16 protein-coding genes and 1 pseudogene are annotated in these 18,276 nt (G+C 71.1%); 9 read left to right on the plus strand and 8 right to left on the minus strand.

The window, feature by feature from the left end; translation table 11 throughout:
* The 6 genes and pseudogenes from EFK10_RS44770 to EFK10_RS44790 form a co-directional block, all read right to left on the minus strand.
* A partial coding sequence (locus tag EFK10_RS44770; RefSeq protein WP_206305835.1) for an alpha-lytic protease prodomain-containing protein occupies nt 1-506 on the minus strand: 506 nt, incomplete at its 3' end.
* A 230-nt stretch (nt 507-736) separates the two neighbouring features.
* Nucleotides 737-1,810: a S1 family peptidase gene (locus tag EFK10_RS44775; protein WP_240677858.1), complete on the minus strand. Its 1,074-nt coding sequence runs from the start codon at nt 1,808-1,810 to the stop codon at nt 737-739.
* A gap of 192 nt (nt 1,811-2,002) precedes the next feature.
* On the minus strand, nt 2,003-2,134 hold the full coding sequence (locus EFK10_RS52450) for a hypothetical protein (protein WP_265737607.1): 132 nt from the start codon (nt 2,132-2,134) through the stop codon (nt 2,003-2,005).
* A gap of 10 nt (nt 2,135-2,144) precedes the next feature.
* A pseudogene (locus EFK10_RS44780) lies at nt 2,145-2,495 on the minus strand (LLM class flavin-dependent oxidoreductase); the annotation flags it as partial.
* Nucleotides 2,471-4,414: an FAD/NAD(P)-binding protein gene (locus tag EFK10_RS44785; protein ID WP_127361382.1), complete on the minus strand. Its 1,944-nt coding sequence runs from the start codon at nt 4,412-4,414 to the stop codon at nt 2,471-2,473. The gene EFK10_RS44785 and the pseudogene EFK10_RS44780, both read right to left, overlap by 25 nt.
* Nucleotides 4,415-4,811: 397 nt before the next feature.
* Nucleotides 4,812-5,585: a GntR family transcriptional regulator gene (locus EFK10_RS44790; RefSeq protein WP_240677859.1), complete on the minus strand. Its 774-nt coding sequence runs from the start codon at nt 5,583-5,585 to the stop codon at nt 4,812-4,814.
* Between the two features lie 205 nt (nt 5,586-5,790).
* Between EFK10_RS44790 and EFK10_RS44795 the strand changes: the two genes are divergently transcribed.
* From EFK10_RS44795 to EFK10_RS44825, 7 genes are all read left to right on the plus strand, one after another.
* The gene (locus tag EFK10_RS44795) at nt 5,791-6,933 is read left to right on the plus strand and encodes an ABC transporter substrate-binding protein (protein ID WP_127361384.1); all 1,143 of its coding nucleotides are present in this window, start codon (nt 5,791-5,793) and stop codon (nt 6,931-6,933) included.
* Between the two features lie 116 nt (nt 6,934-7,049).
* A complete protein-coding gene (locus EFK10_RS44800; protein ID WP_127361393.1) occupies nt 7,050-7,898 on the plus strand; it encodes an ABC transporter permease in 849 nt (282 codons plus the stop codon).
* Entirely contained in the window at nt 7,886-8,758 is an 873-nt protein-coding gene (locus EFK10_RS44805; RefSeq protein WP_127361385.1) for an ABC transporter permease, read from the plus strand. The genes EFK10_RS44800 and EFK10_RS44805 overlap by 13 nt, the downstream gene beginning before the upstream one ends.
* On the plus strand, nt 8,755-9,834 hold the full coding sequence (locus EFK10_RS44810) for an ABC transporter ATP-binding protein (protein ID WP_127361386.1): 1,080 nt from the start codon (nt 8,755-8,757) through the stop codon (nt 9,832-9,834). The genes EFK10_RS44805 and EFK10_RS44810 overlap by 4 nt, the downstream gene beginning before the upstream one ends.
* 52 nt (nt 9,835-9,886) lie before the next feature.
* Entirely contained in the window at nt 9,887-10,561 is a 675-nt protein-coding gene (locus EFK10_RS44815; protein ID WP_127361387.1) for an HAD family hydrolase, read from the plus strand.
* Nucleotides 10,558-12,114 (plus strand): phosphocholine-specific phospholipase C, encoded by a 1,557-nt coding sequence (locus EFK10_RS44820; protein ID WP_206305836.1) that lies wholly within the window; start codon nt 10,558-10,560, stop codon nt 12,112-12,114. Before EFK10_RS44815 ends, EFK10_RS44820 begins: the two co-directional genes overlap by 4 nt.
* Before the next feature lie 237 nt (nt 12,115-12,351).
* Nucleotides 12,352-12,795, plus strand: coding sequence for a cell division protein SepF (locus EFK10_RS44825; protein WP_127361389.1), 444 nt, complete (start codon nt 12,352-12,354; stop codon nt 12,793-12,795).
* Between the two features lie 100 nt (nt 12,796-12,895).
* On the opposite strand, the gene EFK10_RS44830 is transcribed toward EFK10_RS44825, so the two are convergent.
* A complete protein-coding gene (locus tag EFK10_RS44830) occupies nt 12,896-14,080 on the minus strand; it encodes an acyl-CoA dehydrogenase family protein (RefSeq protein ID WP_127361390.1) in 1,185 nt (394 codons plus the stop codon).
* Nucleotides 14,081-14,089: 9 nt separating this feature from the next.
* Nucleotides 14,090-15,724, minus strand: coding sequence for an MFS transporter (locus tag EFK10_RS44835; RefSeq protein WP_127361391.1), 1,635 nt, complete (start codon nt 15,722-15,724; stop codon nt 14,090-14,092).
* A 202-nt stretch (nt 15,725-15,926) separates the two neighbouring features.
* Between EFK10_RS44835 and EFK10_RS44840 the strand changes: the two genes are divergently transcribed.
* Nucleotides 15,927-17,102: a mannosyltransferase family protein gene (locus EFK10_RS44840; protein ID WP_240677860.1), complete on the plus strand. Its 1,176-nt coding sequence runs from the start codon at nt 15,927-15,929 to the stop codon at nt 17,100-17,102.
* 224 nt (nt 17,103-17,326) lie between these two features.
* A partial coding sequence (locus EFK10_RS44845) for a phosphatase PAP2 family protein (protein ID WP_240677861.1) occupies nt 17,327-18,276 on the plus strand: 950 nt, incomplete at its 3' end.

Here is an 18,276-nt window from a genome sequence, read left to right on the forward strand (position 1 = left end):
TTGTTGAAGGTACCGGAGCTGCGCTTGATGACGACCGCGTCGCCATAGGAAGCGGTGGCCTTCTTCAGCTTGGCCAGTTCGGCCTTGGTGACGGTGGAGTCGGCGGTGACGACGAGCTGGTCGGTTGTCGGGTGCACGGCCCAGGCGGTGCCGCCGATGTCGGCGGCCTTGGTGGCGTCGCCGGCCTTGTTGAGCTGGGCGGTGCTGTACTTGACGACCTTGGGGACGGCGCCGGAGGCGCGTACGGCCGAGGCGTCGGAGGCGTCGGTGATGTTGACGACGAAGGTCTTGGCCTCGGTGTCGTAGTACGAGCCGGCGGTGGCGCCGGAGCCGAGCGTCCTGGCAATGTCGACGGCCGCCTGTGAGCGTGCCTGGACCGTGGGGGCGGCCTGGGCGCTGGGCGTGGCGAGCGCGGTGGCGGCCAGCAGGCCAGTGGCGGCGACGGCGATCAGCCGGGCTCGTCTCGCGATGCCGCTGTGGGGGTTGGTAGTGCGCGTGTTCCTCACTTGTTTCCTCCTGTGGGGGGTGGAGAGGTCCCTTGGGTGCGGGTCCGTGAGGCGCAGGCAGGAAAACAGACCTTCTAGGTCATGTCCCTGACAAGCACTCCAGGAGTATCGCGACCTTCCGGGAGGCGCACAAGAGGGCCACAGGAAAGACGCCGCGCCCAGCCGCCCGGAGGGGGCGGTCGGGCGCGGCGTCCGTCAGGCCGTTGCCAGTGGGCGTATCAGCAGACCTGTCAGTAGACGCTCACCCCGTAGTTGTTCAGGGCTTCGACGACCGGCTGGAAGTAGGTCGTGCCGCCGGAGGTGCAGTTGCCACTGCCGCCCGACGTCAGACCGAGAGCGATGCCGCCGGAGGTGTAGAGCGGACCGCCGGAGTCGCCGCCCTCGGCGCACACATTGGTGCGGATCATCTGGTAGACGACGTCACCGCCGCCGTAGTTGACGGTGGCGTTGAGCCCGGTGACCGAGCCGGAGTGGATTCCGGTGGTGGAACCGGAGCGCAGCACCGACTCGCCGACGTAGGCGTTGGCCGAGCTGGTGATGTCGGTGTTCCCGGCGCCGCCGGTCTTGGTGATTGAAGTGTTGGAGTACTTGACCAGCGCGTAGTCGTTGGTCGGGAAGCTGTAGCTGACGTTGGTGCCCAGCGTCGTCGTGTGACCGGAGTTGGAGTACCAGGTCGACGCGACCTGGCCACAGTGACCGGCGGTCAGGAAGTAGTACGTACTGCCGCTGACGACATTGAAGCCCAGCGAACACCGGTACTGGCCACCGTAGATGGCACTGCCACCGGTGATCAGCCTGCTGAACTTCCCGGAGACCCGCTGGATGCTCACCGCGCTGCCGTAGGAGGCGGTGGTGGACGCCAGCGTGGCCAGCTCGGCGCGCGAGACAGTGCTGTCCGCGCTGATCTCGAGCTTGTTCGTCCGGGGGTTGACACCCCAGGCCGTGCCGCCGATGTCGGCGGCCCTTGCGGCGTCGCCCGCCTTGGCGAGCTGGGCGGAGCTGTACGTGACCAGCCGGGGTACGGCGCCCGCGGCGCGGACGGTCTGGGCGGCGGCGGCGGTGGTGACGTTGACGACGGTGGCCTTGGCCTTGACGTCGTAGTACGAGCCGGCGGTGACGGTGGATCCGAGGGACGTGGCGAGGTCGGCCGCGGCGCCGGGCGAGGCCTTGGCGGCCGGGGCAGCCTGGGCGGCGGGCAGGGTGAGCGCGGTGACCGCCAGCAGGCCGGATGCCACGGCGATCAGCCGCGCGCGTCTCGCGAAGGTGTTTCGGGGGGTCGTGGGGGTGGTGCGCTTGAGTCTCACTCGTGCCTCCCGTGGGTTGGAGTCGTGGAGCAGACAGAGACAAGGCATACGTGCCCCTGACAAAGCGCTTGGGCGGGAGTATTCAGACCACCAAAGGAAGACACAAGGGCGACTTTCGGCCGCGTCATCAACACGAAACAACGCCCCCGGGGGAACTGGAATCCCCTGGGGACGCTGTCCGGTGACGCCGCCTCAGCTGGTGAGGGCCTGTCGTTCGGTCAGGATCACCGTCTCTCCGTCGGGGGCCTCGGCCCAGTGGCCCGGCACGCCCTCGATGCGGCCGTCCACCGCGTCGACCAGCCAGAAGGTGCCGGTCAGCGACAACGGCCCGTACGGCGACCGGACGGCGGCCGAAGTGCCGGGCCTCGGCCCCGGTGGTGGACACGTCGACGGTCCAGCCGGCCCGGCCCCCGCTCACCCAGTCGAGGGTGGCGAGGGCGGCCGACACGTGGAACGGCTCGGTGTGGGTGGTGGTGACGGTCGGTACCAGGCCGATCCGGTCGGTGACCGGGGCGACCCGGGTGAGTACGGCGAGCGCGTCGAGCCGGCCGGCGCCGTCCTGCGGCGGCGCGAGGGAGTCGTCAAGGGTGACGAAGTCCAGGGCGCCGCGTTCGGCGAGCTGTGCCGGCTCCACGGAAGCGAGAGAGTGCGGCGGGGCGCTCAGGCGCTGAGCGCGCCGGTACAGCCGGTACAGGAGGACGCCGCGCGCAGGAAGGTCAGCAGGGCGCGGGCGGTCGCGTCGTTCTGCCGGAAGGCCGGGCCGTTGGTGCCCGGGCGGGTGAAGGCGCCGGCGGACCGGGCGTCGGTGTGCGGGCCGAGTGCGAAGCGGCGCGGGTGCGGGCGGCCGGAGCGGTCGATGACCCGGCCGTCCTCGGCGGTGACGGCCACCAGCCCGGCCTGGGTGGAGGTCACGCCGGCCCCGTCCTCCCCGTACTGCTCGTGCAGCGAGCGCAGCAGCGGGTCCCGGGTACGGTCCACGGTCGGGCCGGGCAGCCGGGCCTCGACCAGCGCCTGCGCCTCGACGCTCGCGCCGGGCACGCTCGGGCTGCTGGCCCGGAAGACGCCGAGCACGGGGTCGGCGGCGACCGACGTGTCCGCCCCGAGGAAGCGGACGACCCCCGCCTTGGACAGCGCGAGGAGTTGCCGCAGGCGGGGCCCCGGCGGGCCTGACGCGACATAGCTGAAGAAGCCGTGCCACCACTCCCCGATGTCGCCGAGCCGCAGCATCTGCCCGTACACCGACAGCAGCCCGAGGAAAACGGCCAAGTCGGGGCTGTAGGCCGGGTCATGGCGGCGGGCGAGGTCGGCGGTGATGTGGTGGCGCAGGCCTTCCTGCAGCAGGTCGAAGTCGCCGAAGCGCACCCCCGCCAGCGGCTGGTCCAGCGCCGCCAGGTCCAGCCGGTCGGCGGGATCGGGCACGGCGGCGGCGACCAGGGCGTGCAGCTCGGCGCTGCCGGGGTCGGCGGCGGCGTACCGGGCGTCGAACTCCGGCCAGGTGAGGGTCGTACGCTCCGGGTGGGCGCTGAACAGCTCGTGGTAGTGGGCGAAGCCCAGCTCCTTGGCGATCAGCGGCCAGATCTCCCGTCGGAAGTCCGGCCGCCCGGGCCGGGCCAGCAGCTCGTCCACCTGCGCCGGGCCGAAGTACCGGGGCAGCGGCGGGCGTTCGCCGCTCCAGGCGTAGCCGATCTTGGAGCGGTACGGCACGCCGCGCCGCGAGCCGATGTGCAGCACGGGCTCCTGCCCGGACGGGTGGTACGTCAGCTCGCCGCTGGCGCCGTCCTCCTCGTACCGCCCGCCCCGGCCCTCGGTGAGCAGCACCATGAGGTCCACGAAGGCCAGCCCGAAGCCCCGTACGATCACCGGCTCGCCGGGGGCCAGCACCGACAGATCGCTGTCCGCCGTGAACTCCGGCGGCAGATGCACCAGCCCGTGCTCCGCCGCGAACGCCGCCAGGCCCCGCTGCTCTGCGTCCGGCTCGGCGTCCAGATGGCCGAGCGCCAGCACGACGAGATCCCCGGTCACCGGCTCGGCGCGGCCCTCCAGCCACACGCTCTGCCGCCCCTCGCGGGAGCCGGTCACCCGGACCGCCCGGTGGGGGTGGAGGTGCACGGCGATCCCGGGCGGGAGCGCGGCGGTGGCCTGCTCGTAGACCCACCGCATGTACGCGCTCTGCAGCCGCCTGCTCGCGAAGCTCTGCGACGTCAGGTCACGTGCCTCGGCGTCGAGTTGGCCGTCGAAACCGGTGATCGCGAGCTCGCCGCTCCTGATCCGCGCCGACCACTCCGCGAGAGACGGGCCGGGGCGTATGGGGCCCTCCGACTCCACGGACGCGTCGGTGAACATCGTCACGTCCTCCGCCATGGAGTTCATCCACAGCAACGGTGACTGCTCGTGCCGCCACACCCGCCCGCCGCCGGGCGGGAAGGGGTCCACGAGGTGGATGTCCAGGCGGCCGCCGTCGTACAGCTCGGCGGCGTTGGCGGCGATGCGCTCCAGGAGACCGGTGCCACGCGGGCCGGCGCCGACGATCACGAGTGAAGGCGGCGAAGTCGGTGGTGGAAACGCGGAAGAAGCGGAAGAAGACGCGGACGAGGATGCAGGCATGCGGAGGCTCCGTGGATGCACAGATTGATCACGGGTCTTGCCTGCACACAGCCGCGTCCCTCAACGCGGCGGGCCGCAGCGGCGACCTGCCATGAGGCTAAGCCCAGGGCATCACCCGCTGTCAAGCACGTCCAGATGCTCTGCGGCGCGTCTCACGTGGTGTTGACGGGAGCGCGCTGTACTGTTCCACTGTCGCCATGCGTACTTGTCAGCTGGTCACCCGCGACCACATCGACTTCGGTCGAGTGTGGTCGTCGTCGTGTCGCCCCTGACCCGGTAGCTCGCCGCGCGCCTCTCGCGCCCCGCGGTTGCCTGATGGCTTCTTTCTCCGCCTTCACACACGCATGACTCCCTCCCTCACCACCTTGTCCCACCCGTTTTTCTCATCCGTCGCGGTCTACTGCGACGTGCGCCGCGAAAGAGCCGTCGACGCCGTCGAGTTGTGCACCGTGAAGGCGACCGTGCCCGGCAGATAGCGGTCGTCGGACCACTCCACCGGTGTGCCGGTCGAATCGGTCGAGCGGCGGCGCTCGCGCAGCAGCGCGTCGCCGACCCCGCATTCCAGCAGGACGGCGTCCTCGGTATCGGCCGGGGCCAGGTCGATCGTGTGGTCGGCGTCCGTGAAGAGCACGCCGTGGCCCTCCAGCAAGGTGCTGTGCGAGTCGGCCTCGCGCGGGAAGCGCTCGACCAACTCCCCTACCCACTCCGGGTAGACGGCCCGCTCGACCATCACCGGCCGCCCCGAGAGCGTACGCAGCCGCAGCACCCGGTAGACGTACGCCTCGCTCTCCAGGCGCAGTTGCTCGCACTCCAGCGGCCGGCCGGGCTCTCGTACGACCGCGATGGTGCGGCCGCCGGGCTCCTCGCCGATGGAACGGGCCCAGCGGGCGAAGCTGGTGAGCTCGGCGAAGCTCTGGACGCGGGTGTCGCTGAGGACGACCCGGCGGGTGCCGCGGCGGGAGGTGACGAGGCCATCGGCGCGCAGGAGGGCGAGGGCCTGGCGGATGGTGCCGCGGGAGACTTCGTAGCGTTCGGCGAGGGCACCCTCCGCGGGCAGCCGGGCCCCGGAACCGTACGCTCCCGCCGCTATGGCGTCTCTCAGGTCGGCCGCGACCTTGCGGTACAGCGTCTGCGGCGCCTTCGGATCCTTCGGCTGTCCGGTGCCGCCCACGCCTGCCCCACCCGTCTTCCCACTGGTCATCTGCGCCGCCGACCCTACCCGGTCGGCGAAATGGCCGGATCTTTCCCATCCGCGCCGCTCAGAAATCCCTGTCTGTTTACTTCCCCGTCACCTGGCTCCGTCGTACTGTCCCTAAGTTGTACAGCCAACTTGGGTTTATCCACCTCCTCCGCCCTTCGCTCGTACAGGAGCTCTCGTGACCGTCCCCCGCGTCGCAGCCATCGCCGCCACGCTCGTCGCCTCCGCGCTTGCCCTCAGCGCCTGCGGTGCGGCGCCCAGCACCAACACCTCGACCAGCAGCGCAGCGACGGCAACCTCTGCCGCCGGCGTCGGTGGCCTGGACGCTCTCGCCACCGCGGCCAAGAAGGAGGGCGCCCTGCACGTCATCGCCCTCCCGCCGGACTGGGCCAACTACGGCGCGGTCATAGCCGGGTTCCAGAAGAAGTACCCCGGCATCAAGATCACCAGCGAGAACCCGTCCGGTTCCAGCCAGGACGAGGTGAACGCCATCACCTCCCGCAAGGGCCAGGACCGCGCCCCGGACGTCGTCGACCTCGGCAGCACCTTCGCCCTGAGCGCCGCGAGCCAGGGCCTGCTCGCCCCGTACAAGGTGGCGGACTACACCAAGATCCCGGCCGCCCAGAAGGACAGCCAGGCCCGCTGGTACAACGACTACGGCGGCTACATCTCCATCGGCTGCGACGCCAAGAAGGTCAAGACCTGTCCCACGACCTTCGCCGACCTCCTCAAGCCGCAGTACAAGGGCCAGGTCGCCCTCAACGGCAACCCGACCAAGTCCGGCTCCGCCTTCGGCGGCGTCTTCGCGGCCGCGCTCGCCAACGGCGGTTCGCTGGACAACATCCAGCCCGGCCTGGACTTCTTCGGCAAGCTGAAGAAGAACGGCAACTACAACCCCGTCGAGTCCACCCCGGCGACCGTCGAAAGCGGCGAGACGCCGATCAGCATCGACTGGGACTACCTCAACGCGGGCTACGCCACCGAGTTCAAGAGCAAGGGCGTCGACTGGAAGGTCTCCGTCCCGTCCGACGGCCTCTACGCCCAGTACTACTCGCAGGCGATCAACAAGACGGCCCCGCACCCGGCCGCCGCGCGCCTGTGGGAGGAGTACCTCTACAGCGCCGAGGGCCAGAACCTGTGGCTCCAGGGCTACGCCCGCCCGGTCCTGATGGACGCCCTCAAGACGGCCGGCACCCTCGACGCCACCGCCGCCGCCAAGCTCCCGACCGTCTCCGGCACCGCGCAGTTCCCCACCCAGGCCCAGTCGGACAAGGCCCAGAAGGTCGTGACCGACGGCTGGTCCAAGGCCGTGGCCGGCTGAGGTCAGCGACCATGACCACGGCTTCCGCCGCGACGCCGTCCCCTGCCGCCGCCGATGACCTCGGCGGCGGCGCGGGGACCGCCCTCGCGCCCCCGTCCGCCCCGTCCGCCCCCTCCATGTGGCGTCGCAAGCCAGGCGGCTGGCTCGCCGTCCTGCCGCTGCTGCTCTTCATCGCAGTGGCCTTCGGCCTGCCCGCCCTCGCCATCGCCATCGGCGCCTTCACCACCACCGACGACGCCCCCGGCGGCGCCCAGTGGACCACCGGCAACCTCAGCCTGTCCGTCCACGGGGCCTATTTCACCGCTCTCATGGGCAGCGTCAAGCTGTCCGCGCTCACCGCCCTGCTCGGCGTCGTCCTCGGACTGCCGCTCGCCCAGGCGGTGGTCACCTCCCGCTTCCGCGCACTGCGCGAAGCCGTACTCGCCGCCTCCGGCGTCCTCGCCAACTTCGGCGGCGTACCGCTCGCCTTCGCCTTCGTCGCCACCCTCGGCAACTCCGGTGAGCTGACCAAGCTCTTCCACCTCGGCGACCACGGCTGGAGCCTCTACACCTTCTCCGGACTCACCCTGGTCTACCTCTACTTCCTCGTCCCGCTGATGGTGCTCACCATCACCCCCGCCCTGGAGGGCCTGCGCGTCCAGTGGCGCGAGGCCGCGCAGAACAACGGTGCGACCGCCCGCCAGTACTGGCTGCACGTCGCGCTGCCAGTTCTCGCTCCCTCCCTCCTCGGCGGCTTCGTGCTGCTCTTCGGCAGCGCCTTCGCCGCCTACGCCACCGCCGCCGCCATGGTCGGCAGCTCGGTGCCGCTGATCACCCTGCAGATCGCCGACGCGCTCTCCGGCAATGTGCTGGTCGGGCAGGGCAATGTCGCGCTCGCGCTGAGCCTCGACATGATCCTGATCGCCGGCCTGGTGATGGCGGTCTACGTCCCGCTGCAGCGAAGGAGCGCCCGATGGCTGCGATAACCGCGACCACCGCGAAGCCGAAGAACCGCCCCCGCTACTGGCGGGGCATCGTCGCGGTCGTCGCCGGGCTGTACTTCCTCGGCCCGCTCGTCGTCTCCGTCATCTTCACCGTCGACGTCCCCAACCAGGGCTTCACGCTCAGCGCATACACCGGCATCCTGGGCGCCGCCGGCTTCCTGTCCAGCCTCCGCCTCACCCTCGAACTGGCCGTCGCCACCATCGTCGTGGTCCTGCTCCTGCTCGTCCCGGCCATGATCGCCGTCCGGCTGTCGGCTCCCCGGCTGCGTACCCTCATCGAGATCGTCTGCTCGCTGCCGCTGGTGGTGCCCGCCGTGGCGCTCACCGCCGGCATCGTCTCGGTCCTGCGCTGGGGGCCGACCACGCTGGCCCGCACCCCGCTGTACGAGACCATCCTGCAGATTCAGAACCCCTCCTTCCCCGTGGTCCTGGTCCTGGCATACGTCCTGATGGCACTGCCGCTCGCCTACCGCACCCTGGACGCCGGGCTGCGCGCCCTCGACCTGGTGACCCTCGTCGAGGCCGCCCGCAACTGCGGTGCAAGCCCGGCGCGGGCGGTGCTGCGGGTCGTACTGCCGAACCTGCGGGGGGCGCTGCTGAACACGGCCTTCCTGACCCTGGCGCTGGTGCTCGGCGAGTACACGGTCGCCTCGATCCTCGGCTTCACGCCCTTCGCGGTGTGGATCGTGGGCATCGGCGGCAGCCAGGCGCAGATGTCGGTGGCCGTGTCCGTGCTGAGCCTGGTGCTGACCTGGGTGCTGCTGCTGATCCTGGCCGCCGCGGGGCGCGGCCCGTCCTTCCGTACGTCCTCCCGCAAGCTCAAGGTCAAGGAGACCTCGTGACCGCCACCGCCACCGAAGCCAGCGCCGTCCGCGACGCGGGCGGGGCCACCGTGGAATTCCGCGGCCTGCGCCGCGTCTTCGGTACCACCACCGCCCTCGACGGCCTCGACCTGACCATTCGGCCCGGCGAACTCGTCGCCCTGCTCGGCCCGTCCGGCTGCGGCAAGACCACCGCCCTGCGGATCGTCGCCGGCTTCGAGCAGCCGGACGCCGGCCAGGTGCTCGTCGACGGTGAGGACGTCACCGGCGTTCCGGCCCACCGCCGCAACGCCGGGATGGTCTTCCAGTCGTACAGCCTCTTCCCGCACCTCAGCGCCGCCGACAACGTCGCCTTCGGCCTGCGGATGCGCGGCGTCGGGACTGCCGCACGCCGCAAGCGGGCAACGGAACTCCTCGAACTGGTCGGCCTGCCCGAGCACGGCGACCGTTTCCCGCACCAGCTCTCCGGCGGCCAGCAGCAGCGCATCGCGCTGGCCCGGGCGCTGGCGCTGGAGCCGAAGGTGCTGCTGCTGGACGAGCCGCTGTCGGCGCTGGACGCCAAGGTCCGGGTCACGCTGCGGGACGAGATCCGCCGGCTGCAGCTGGAGTTGGGCATCACCACGCTCTTCGTCACCCACGACCAGGAGGAGGCGCTGTCCACCGCCGATCGGGTCGCCGTCATGCACGGCGGACGCCTTGAGCAGTGCGCGCCTCCGGCCGAGCTGTACGACACCCCGGCCACCGCGTTCGTCGCCGAGTTCGTCGGCACCATGAACCGGATCCCCGGCCGGACCGGCAACGACGGCACCGTCGAGGTCCTCGGCCGCCGGCTGCCGTCGCGCGGCGAGGCCCGGCCCGACACCGGCGTTGACGCCCTGGTCCGCCCCGAGGCCCTGGACGTCACGCCGGGCGGCGACGCGCGCGTCGTCACCGCCTCCTTCCACGGCGCCGTCACCCGGCTCACCCTCGCGCTGGCCGACGGCACCACCCTCAAGGCCGACGTGCCCAGCCACCGCGCGCCCGAGCTGCCGGCCGGTGCCGCCGTCACGGTCGGGCTGCCCGACCGCCCGGTCCTGGTCGACGACAGGACCGCCTGACCCCTCGCGCCCCCGTCCCCCCCGCACGTAAGCAACAAGGAGCGAGAAAGCGTTGTCTCCCCGATCCGTCCTGCCCGCACACCTCGATGCCGTCCTCTTCGACATGGACGGCACGCTCGTCGACACAGAGGGAGTGTGGTGGCAGGCGGCGGCCGAAGCGGCCGCCCGGCTCGGCCGGGATCTCACCGCCGCGGACATCCCTGACGTGCTCGGCCGCTCCGTCGGCCATACCGCCGCCCATCTGGCGCGTACGGCCTCCGGGAACGTGCCGCTCGACCTGGCCGACCAGCTCGACGCCCGCTTCGCCGAGCTGGTGGCCCAGGATGTCGTCCCCCGGCCCGGGGCGGTGGCCCTCCTGGAGGCCCTCCTCGCCGCCGGGATCACCACCGCGCTGGTCTCGGCCTCCCCACGCCGGGTCGTCGACCTGGTCCTGGGCGTCCTGGGGCCGCAGTACTTCACGGTGTCGGTGTCCGCCGACGACACCGTGCGCACCAAGCCTGATCCCGATCCCTACCTCGCCGCCGTCCGTCTCCTCGGCGCGCGTGCGGACCGCTGCGTCGCCGTCGAGGACACCCCCACCGGCGTCGCCTCGGCCGAAGCGGCGGGCTGCCCGGTCCTCGTCGTCCCCTCGATGGTGCCGATCGACCCCGCTCCCGGCCGCATCGTCCTCGACAGCCTCCACCAGGCCGACCCCGAACTGCTGCGCTCCCTGGTGGTCGTCAGGTGAGCCTCGAGGACGTCCGCCATGTGGTGATCCTGATGCAGGAGAACCGCAGCTTCGACCACTACCTGGGGACGCTCGGCGGCGTACGCGGCTTCGCCGACCGGGAGGCCCTGGTCTTCCCGGACGGCGGCAGCGTCTTCCGCCAGCCGTCCCCCGGGGGCCATCTGCTGCCGTACCGCCTGGACTCCACCCGCTACAGCGCCCAACACGCCGAAGAGCTCCCGCACGACTGGGACACCGGTCACCAGGCCATCAACGACGGCGCCATGAACGGCTGGGTGGCCGCCAAGGGCCCGCGCACCATGGGCTACTTCACCCGTGAGGACATCCCCTACCAGTACGCCCTCTCCGACGCCTTCACCACCTGCGACGCCTACTTCTGCTCCCAGGCGGGCCCGACCGACCCCAACCGGCTCTTCCTGTGGTCCGGCACCTCGGGCCCCTTCACCGACAACTCCGTCGTCACCGGTAATCCGCTGGCCGACTGGACGACGTATGCCGAGCGGCTGCACGAAGCGGGCGTGAGCTGGCGTGTCTACCACAATCCGGACGGCGAGGACGTGCGCGAGGGCGACTACGACTGCAACGGGCTGTCCTACTTCCGGCAGTTCCACAGCTTCCCGCCCGACGACCCCCGCCATCTCAACGCGATGACCCGCTGGGACCTCACCGCCTTCGACCAGCACTGCAAGGACGGCACCCTCCCGGCCGTCTCCTGGCTGGTCTCCCCCTTCCTTTATTGCGAGCACCCCGCTGCCAGCCCCGCCTACGGCGCCGACTGGGTCAACACCGCGCTCCAGTCGCTCTTCGCCAACCCCGAGGTGTGGCGGCACACCGTCTTCCTGCTGATGTACGACGAGAACGACGGCTGGTTCGACCACGTCGTCCCGCCCTTCCCGCCGGCCGGCACACCGGACGAGTTCGTGGACGGCCGCCCGATCGGGCTCGGCAACCGCGTCCCGCTGTGGGTGATCTCCCCCTGGTCGCGCGGCGGCTGGGTCAACTCGCAGGTCTTCGACCACACCTCCGTGCTGCGTTTTCTGGAGCTGGTCACCGGCGTCGCCGAGCCCAACATCTCCGCCTGGCGCCGCGCCGTCTGCGGCGACCTGACCAGCTGCTTCGACTTCAACCGGCCCGACTTCACGGTCCCGGAGCTCCCCGACACCAAGGCCCTGGTCAGGCAGGCCGACGCCGCCGTCTCCCTCCCGGCCGTCCCGCTGCCCGTGCCCGTCCCCCCGGATTCCGTTCAGGCCCTGCCGGACCAGGAGCCCGGCGACCGCCCGCGCCGCCCGCTGCCCTATGCGCCGGGTGCGGAAATCACGGTCGACCGGGCCACCGGCATAGTCACCTGCACCCTGACAAATGCGGGCTCGGTCGCCTTCCACTACACGGTTTTCCCTCGTACGCATTTCCCCTTCCGCGGCACGCCCTTCACGGTCGCGCCGGGCGCCACGGCGGCGTACACCTGGGATACGGAGCTGACGGGCGGGTCGTACGACTTCACCGTCCTTGGCGCCGACGGGTTCGTGCGCCGCTTCTCGGGTACGACCCAGTGAACTTGTCGTACCGGCGTACGGCCTTCCGGCCGACGTAGGCCACTCTCCCGGGGGAAAATGCTTTGGCGTACCGTCAGCAACCCGTTCCCTAGCGGCGACTGACCATTCAGCACTATTTTCTGCACCAGGTCTGTCACGAATCCCCCGCGCGGGGGCTATCCCCTTGGCGCAACATCCGCATCATGGACGACCATAGTGTTGCGGACAGCACAGACCGCGGGTGAGAGGAGGCGTCCAATGGGTTCGGTTCGAAAGGCGACTGCCTGGCTGGGCCTCGTCGACGACAACGGCGGCGAGAACTACTACGACGAGGACTACGCCGACTACGGCGAGGGCGCCGGCCAGAACGAGTCCTGGGTCACCGACCCCCGGATCCGGGTGGCCGCCGACTCCGCCGAGGATCAGGGGCGCCGTATCGCCACGGTCACCCCGGACGGCTTCCGGGACGCCCGCGGCATCGGCGAGCTCTTCCGCGACGGCGTCCCCGTCATCGTCAACCTCACGGGTATGGAGCCCAACGACGCCAAGCGCGTCGTGGACTTCGCAGCCGGGCTGACCTTCGGGCTTCGCGGCTCCATCGAGCGCGTCGCCACCCGGGTCTTCCTGCTCACCCCGGCGGACTACACGGTCGTCAACGCCGATCCGAAGCACGGCGGCGACGGCTTCTTCAACCAGAGCTGACGCCTCCGGCGCCGGGGCCGCCATGCCCCGGCCCGGTGGCTGGTTGCGGGAGAAGCCCGCCGCAGGCGCAACGAAGCCTCAGCCGCCGACGGCGCAGCGGTCAGCGGAAGGCGTCCAGTCCGGTGAGGGCCTTGCCGAGCACGAGCTGGTGCATTTCCACTGTGCCCTCGTACGTGAGCACGGATTCCAGGTTCGTCGCGTGCCGCATCACCGGGTACTCCAGCGAAATTCCGTTCGCCCCGAGAATCGTCCGCGCCGTCCGGCAGATCTCGATTGCCTCGCGCACATTGTTGAGCTTGCCGAAGCTGATCTGCTCCGGACGCAGCCGCCCGGCGTCCATGCGGCGGCCGAGGTGGTGGGCGAGCAGGATGCCCTTGTGGAGCTCGACGGCCATGTCGGCGAGCTTGGCCTGGGTGAGCTGGAAGCCGCCGATGGGGCGCCCGAACTGCTCGCGGGTCGTGGCATAGGCGAGCGCCGCCTCGAAGCAGCTGCGCGCGGCGCCCATCGAGCCCCACACGATTCCGTACCGGGCGTGACTGAGGCAGCTGAGCGGTCCCTTGAGGCCGACGACCTCGGGCAGCACAGCGTCGCCGGGCAGCCGGACGTCGTCCAGGACGAGTTCGCTGGTCACCGAGGCCCGCAGCGACCACTTGTGCTTGATCTCGGGCGCCGAGAAGCCGGCCGCGTCCGTCGGGACGACGAAGCCCCGGATGCCCTCGTCGGCGCGGGCCCAGACGACGGCGACACCGGCCACCGAGCCGTTGGTGATCCACATCTTGCGGCCGCTGAGTACCCAGTCCGAACCTTCCCGCTTCGCGTACGTCCGCATGCCGGCCGGGTCGGAGCCGTGGTCGGGCTCGGTGAGGCCGAAGCAGCCGATGACCTCGCCCGAGGCCATCCTGGGGAGCCATTCCAGCCGCTGCTCCTCGGAGCCGAAGCGGTGGATGGCGTACATGGCGAGCGATCCCTGTACGGACACCAGGGAGCGGATGCCGGAGTCGGCGGCCTCCAACTCCAGGCAGGCCAGGCCGTACTGCACCGCGCTGGCGCCGGCGCAGCCGTAGCCGGTGAGGGACATGCCGAGCGCGCCGATCGACCCGAGTTCACGGGCGAGGTCGCGGATGGCGGGGAGTTCGCCGCGCTCGTACCAGTCGGAGACGTACGGCAGGACTCGGTCGTCGGCCCAGCGTCGGACGGTGTCCCGGACGGCGAGGTCCTCGTCACTGAGGAGGTCGTCGAGGCCGAGCGGATCGTGCGGGTCGAAAGCGAAGGACGCGGAAGACATGGCCAGACGCTACGTGCGCGCCTTCTCCGCGTAAAGGCCGACCGGGACCTGAGCGGGTATGTCGACCGTGGTGGCCGCAGCCGAGGCGTCGACGCCGCACTCCATCACGCGCGGCAGCCGCAGCGCGGCCAGCGCGCCGAGCAGCAGCAGTCCGGCACTGACCAGCAGCGTTATGTGCAGGCCGTGGACGAACGAGTGCCGGGCGGCGTGCCGCAGGGCCGCGCCGGCGGAGCCGCCTAGGCGGTCGGAGACCTCGTAGGCCTCGCCGAGGGACTTGCCGGCGTTGGCGGAGGCCGCCGAGGGCACGCCGGGCACCCGCGAGACGCCCGGCCCGTAAGCAGCGTTCATGACGCTGCCGAGCAGGGCGATGCCTATGCCGGCGCCGAGCTGGTACGAGGTCTCGCCGATGGCGGCGGCGCCGCCGGCCTGCGCGGCGGGGGCTTCGCTCAGCATGGACTCGTACGCGCCGAAGAGAGTGGTCTCCAGGCCGAAGCCCAATAGTACGAAGCCCGTCGTGAGCAGCCACGGCCGGTCGTGCTGGCCCATGAAAGTCAGGCCGAAGACGGCAACGGCGGTGAGGACGAAGCCGAGGCTGACCATGAGGCGTGGGCCGAAGCGGTGGAGCAGGCGGGAGCCGAAGAGCCCGGCGCCCATGGCGGCGAAGGTGAGCGGGAGCAGCCGCAGGCCGGTCTCCAGCGGGCTGAGGCCGAGCACGAGTTGCAGGTACTGGACGGCGATCAGCTCCAGGCCTACCAGCGCGAGCATGGCCAGCACGATGCAGCCCACGGAGATGCTGAAGGCCGGCCTTGAGAACATGCTCATGTCGATCAGCGGGAACTCCCGCCTGCGCTGCCGCCGCACGAACAGCACCAGCAGCGCCACGCCGACCAGCAGTGGGACGAACGTGCCGACGTCGAGCAGCCCTTCGTGGCCGCCGATCCGCTTGACGCCCAGGACCGTGCCGAGCACACCGAAGGCGGCCATGAGCGCGCCGAGTACGTCCCAGGGGCCGTTGCGGCTGCCCCGGGACTCGGGGAGCAACCAGCGGCCGATGGGCACGATGACCGCGAGCAGCGGGATGTTGATGAGGAAGACCGAGCCCCACCAGAAGTGCTCGACGAGGAAGCCGCCGAGGACCGGCCCGACGGCGGCGCCGACAGCGGCGACGGCGCTCCACACGCCGATCGCGACGGCGCGCTCGCGGCGGTCGGGGAAGACCTGGCGGAGGATCGACAGGGTGGCCGGCATGATCATCGCGCCGCCGACCCCGAGCAGCGCGCGGGCCCCGATGAGGACGTGCGCGTTGGGCGCGCAGGCGGCGATGGCGGAGGCGACGGCGAACAGCCCGTAGCCGAGCAGCAGCACGCGGCGACGGCCGACACGGTCGCCGAGGGTGCCGAAGAGGATCAGGAGGGAGGCCGCAACGAGGGGGTAGACGTCGACGATCCACAGCAGCTCTATCGCGCCGGGGTGCAGGTCCTTGGTGACGGCCGGAACCGCGACGTGCAGCACAGTGGCGTCGAGAGCGACGAGCAGCAGGCTGAGGCAGAGGACGACGAGGACGGTCCAGCGGTTTGCGGGCCGGTTGTGCTGCCGTGGGACGTCCGCCGGCCTCACGTTGCCGGCAAAGGTCGTCCCTGTCATGTAGGTACCTCCCAGCGGTGCGCTCGCGGGCAGCGCTGGGCGGGGCAGTGGGGGACGGTCCCGTGGTGCCCAGCGACGTAGGCGAGTGAAGAGCACAGCGTACGCGAAGCTCCGGCTCCCGGGCGTGGCCCGTGTCACGTTCTGTGGGTGTTCTGTGGGTATGGAGCCGGTCGCTGTGCGGCCTTGCCGGATAATCGGGCCGGTGACCGCACTCGCCACCGACACCGCAGCCTCCGCACCGGGCCAGTCCCCGCCCAGGAGTGCCCTGCGCCTGGCCGCTCCCGCCCTTCTGGTCTTCGCCGGGGTGCGGCTGCTGGGCCTGGCGGTGCTGGCCGCCTGGAGCGCGGCGGAGGGCAAGAGCCCCCACCAGTTGCTCTCCGCCCGCTGGGACTCGCTCTGGTACACCCGCGTCGCCGAGCAGGGGTACGGCTACACCGCCCACCTGGCCGACGGCGGGGTCCACTCCAGCCTCGCCTTCTTCCCGCTGCTGCCGGGCCTGGAGCACACCCTCGCCGCGCTCACCCCGCTGGCCCCCCAGGACGCCGGGCTGGCGGTGAGCTGGCTCGCCTCGCTCTTCGCCGCCTGGGGCCTGTACGCGATCGGCGCCCTGCTCCACGACCGTCGTACGGGCGTCGTGCTGGCCGCGCTGTGGGCGGTGCTGCCGGTGGGGATCGTCCAGTCGATGGCGTACACCGAGTCGCTCTTCACGGCGCTGGCCGTCTGGAGCCTGTACGCGGTGCTGACCGGCCGCTGGGTGTGGGCGGGGACATTGGCGGTGCTGGCGGGGCTGACGCGGCCGGTAGGGCTGGCGGTGGTGGCGGCGATCTGGGCGGGGGCGGCGGTCACGCTCGTCCCGTGGCCCGGGTTCCGGGAGCTCTGGCGGGGACACCGGCGCACCCTGTTCGCGGTGCTGGTCTCGCCGCTGGGCTGGCTCGGGTACGTGGCCTGGGTGGGCGTGCGCACCGGCAGCCCCACCGGCTACCCGGGCATCCAGGCCCAGTGGGGCAACGGCTTCGACGGCGGCGTGGCCTTCGCCGGCTTCGTCTGGAAGAACCTGACCGGCCCGGTGTTCCTCGCCGGAGTGGGTCTGTGCGCTGCGGTGGCGCTGATCGGCTGGCTGTACGTGCGCTGCGTACGGCAGGGCCAGCCGCTGCCGTTGCTGGTGTACGGCGGTGTGGTGGTGGCGCTGGCCCTGACCGGCTCGGGGTACTTCGGATCCCGGCCCCGGCTGCTTTTGCCGGCGTTCACCCTGTTGCTTCCGGTGGCCGTGGCGCTGACCCGATGGCGGCGGGCGAGGGCGGCGTCACTGCTGGTCGCGGTGGCTCTGGCGTCGGCGGCGTACGGGGCGCTCTGGCTCAACGGCTCGGGTCCCCCGTGAACCGGGCGGAACGCCAGGGTAAATAGCCGAGAAACGAGGACGTCAATAAAAAATAAGAGACCCGTGCATCACCGAGTTCACTCGAACATAAAAGCCCGCGCCTTCCCGCATTGCGTCGAATCCTGGCCACCTCGCACAGAACGAGACACACCCCACATCACATCGTCATTACAAAGCAGCTGGATCGACCGGACTTCCCCATCACACGCTGTAACGTCGATTGAGTGCGCACCGAAGAGAAGCTCGCTGAGGCAGAGGAGCGACCACGCGACCGCGTTCCGCTGCGGATGAGCCGAACGCGTGCCTGGTTGTTCGGCACGACCGTTGTCGCCTACGTGACGATCGTCGTTGCCGTCGTGACCTCGTCCAAGCTGGTCACACTCGACTGGCAGGTCATGATGTACCGGCCGTACAAGCAGTGGCCGCAGATCCACGCTTTTCTGGACTACTTCGTGGTCCTGGGGCAGCGCGGGCCGACCGCCGTGATAGTCGCCGCCTGGCTGGGCTGGCGCTCGTGGCGTCAGCGGACCCTCCGTCCGCTGCTGGTCCTGGGCGCCTCGCTGCTCCTGCTGAACGTCACCGTGGGCGCGGTCAAGGTCGGCCTCGGCCGACTGGGCCCGCACTACGCGACCACCGTGGGCTCGCCCGAGCTCTTCGCCGGCGGCGATATATTTCCTTCGGGCCACACCGCAAATGCCGTCGTGACCTGGGGCGTTCTGGCCTATCTGGCCTCCACGCCGGTGGTCCGCCGGGTCTCTTCGGTGATCGCCGCGCTGCTCGCGCTGGGCGTCGGCTTCACCACCATCTACCTCGGCACCCACTGGGTCAGTGATGTGCTGCTGGGCTGGGCGGCGGGCCTGCTGGTCCTGCTGTCGCTGCCCTGGTTCGAGCCGGCGATCGCCATGGCCGAGGCCTTTGTCGGGTCCGCCTGGATGCGCTGGCGTCGGGCCTCCGCCGGGCGCCGGGCGGTCCCGACCGCTCCGGCCCGGCAGCCGGTCCGCGACTCGGTCAGCACCACCGCCGGGTTCGCCGGACGTACGACGACCGGCACGGCCACCGCCACCGGGATACCGCACCACCCGGCCCGGCCGCACACCGCGCGTCACGAGCGGACGCCGGTCACCCCGGTCGGCAGCCGCCGACCGCCCGTCGACCGCCCCTCCCGGCCCGCGCC

The organism is Streptomyces soli, from assembly GCF_003999195.1.
GTDB lineage: Bacteria > Actinomycetota > Actinomycetes > Streptomycetales > Streptomycetaceae > Actinacidiphila > Actinacidiphila soli.

Excerpts from the sequence above, each read along its gene's own strand:
- EFK10_RS44825 (WP_127361389.1), top strand. The coding sequence starts at position 12,352 with ATGGGTTCGGTTCGAAAGGCGACTGCCTGGCTGGGCCTCGTCGACGAC.
- EFK10_RS44805 (WP_127361385.1), top strand. The coding sequence starts at position 7,886 with ATGGCTGCGATAACCGCGACCACCGCGAAGCCGAAGAACCGCCCCCGC.
- EFK10_RS44830 (WP_127361390.1), bottom strand. The coding sequence starts at position 14,080 with ATGTCTTCCGCGTCCTTCGCTTTCGACCCGCACGATCCGCTCGGCCTC.
- EFK10_RS44835 (WP_127361391.1), bottom strand. The coding sequence starts at position 15,724 with ATGACAGGGACGACCTTTGCCGGCAACGTGAGGCCGGCGGACGTCCCA.
- EFK10_RS44800 (WP_127361393.1), top strand. The coding sequence starts at position 7,050 with ATGTGGCGTCGCAAGCCAGGCGGCTGGCTCGCCGTCCTGCCGCTGCTG.
- EFK10_RS44785 (WP_127361382.1), bottom strand. The coding sequence starts at position 4,414 with ATGCCTGCATCCTCGTCCGCGTCTTCTTCCGCTTCTTCCGCGTTTCCA.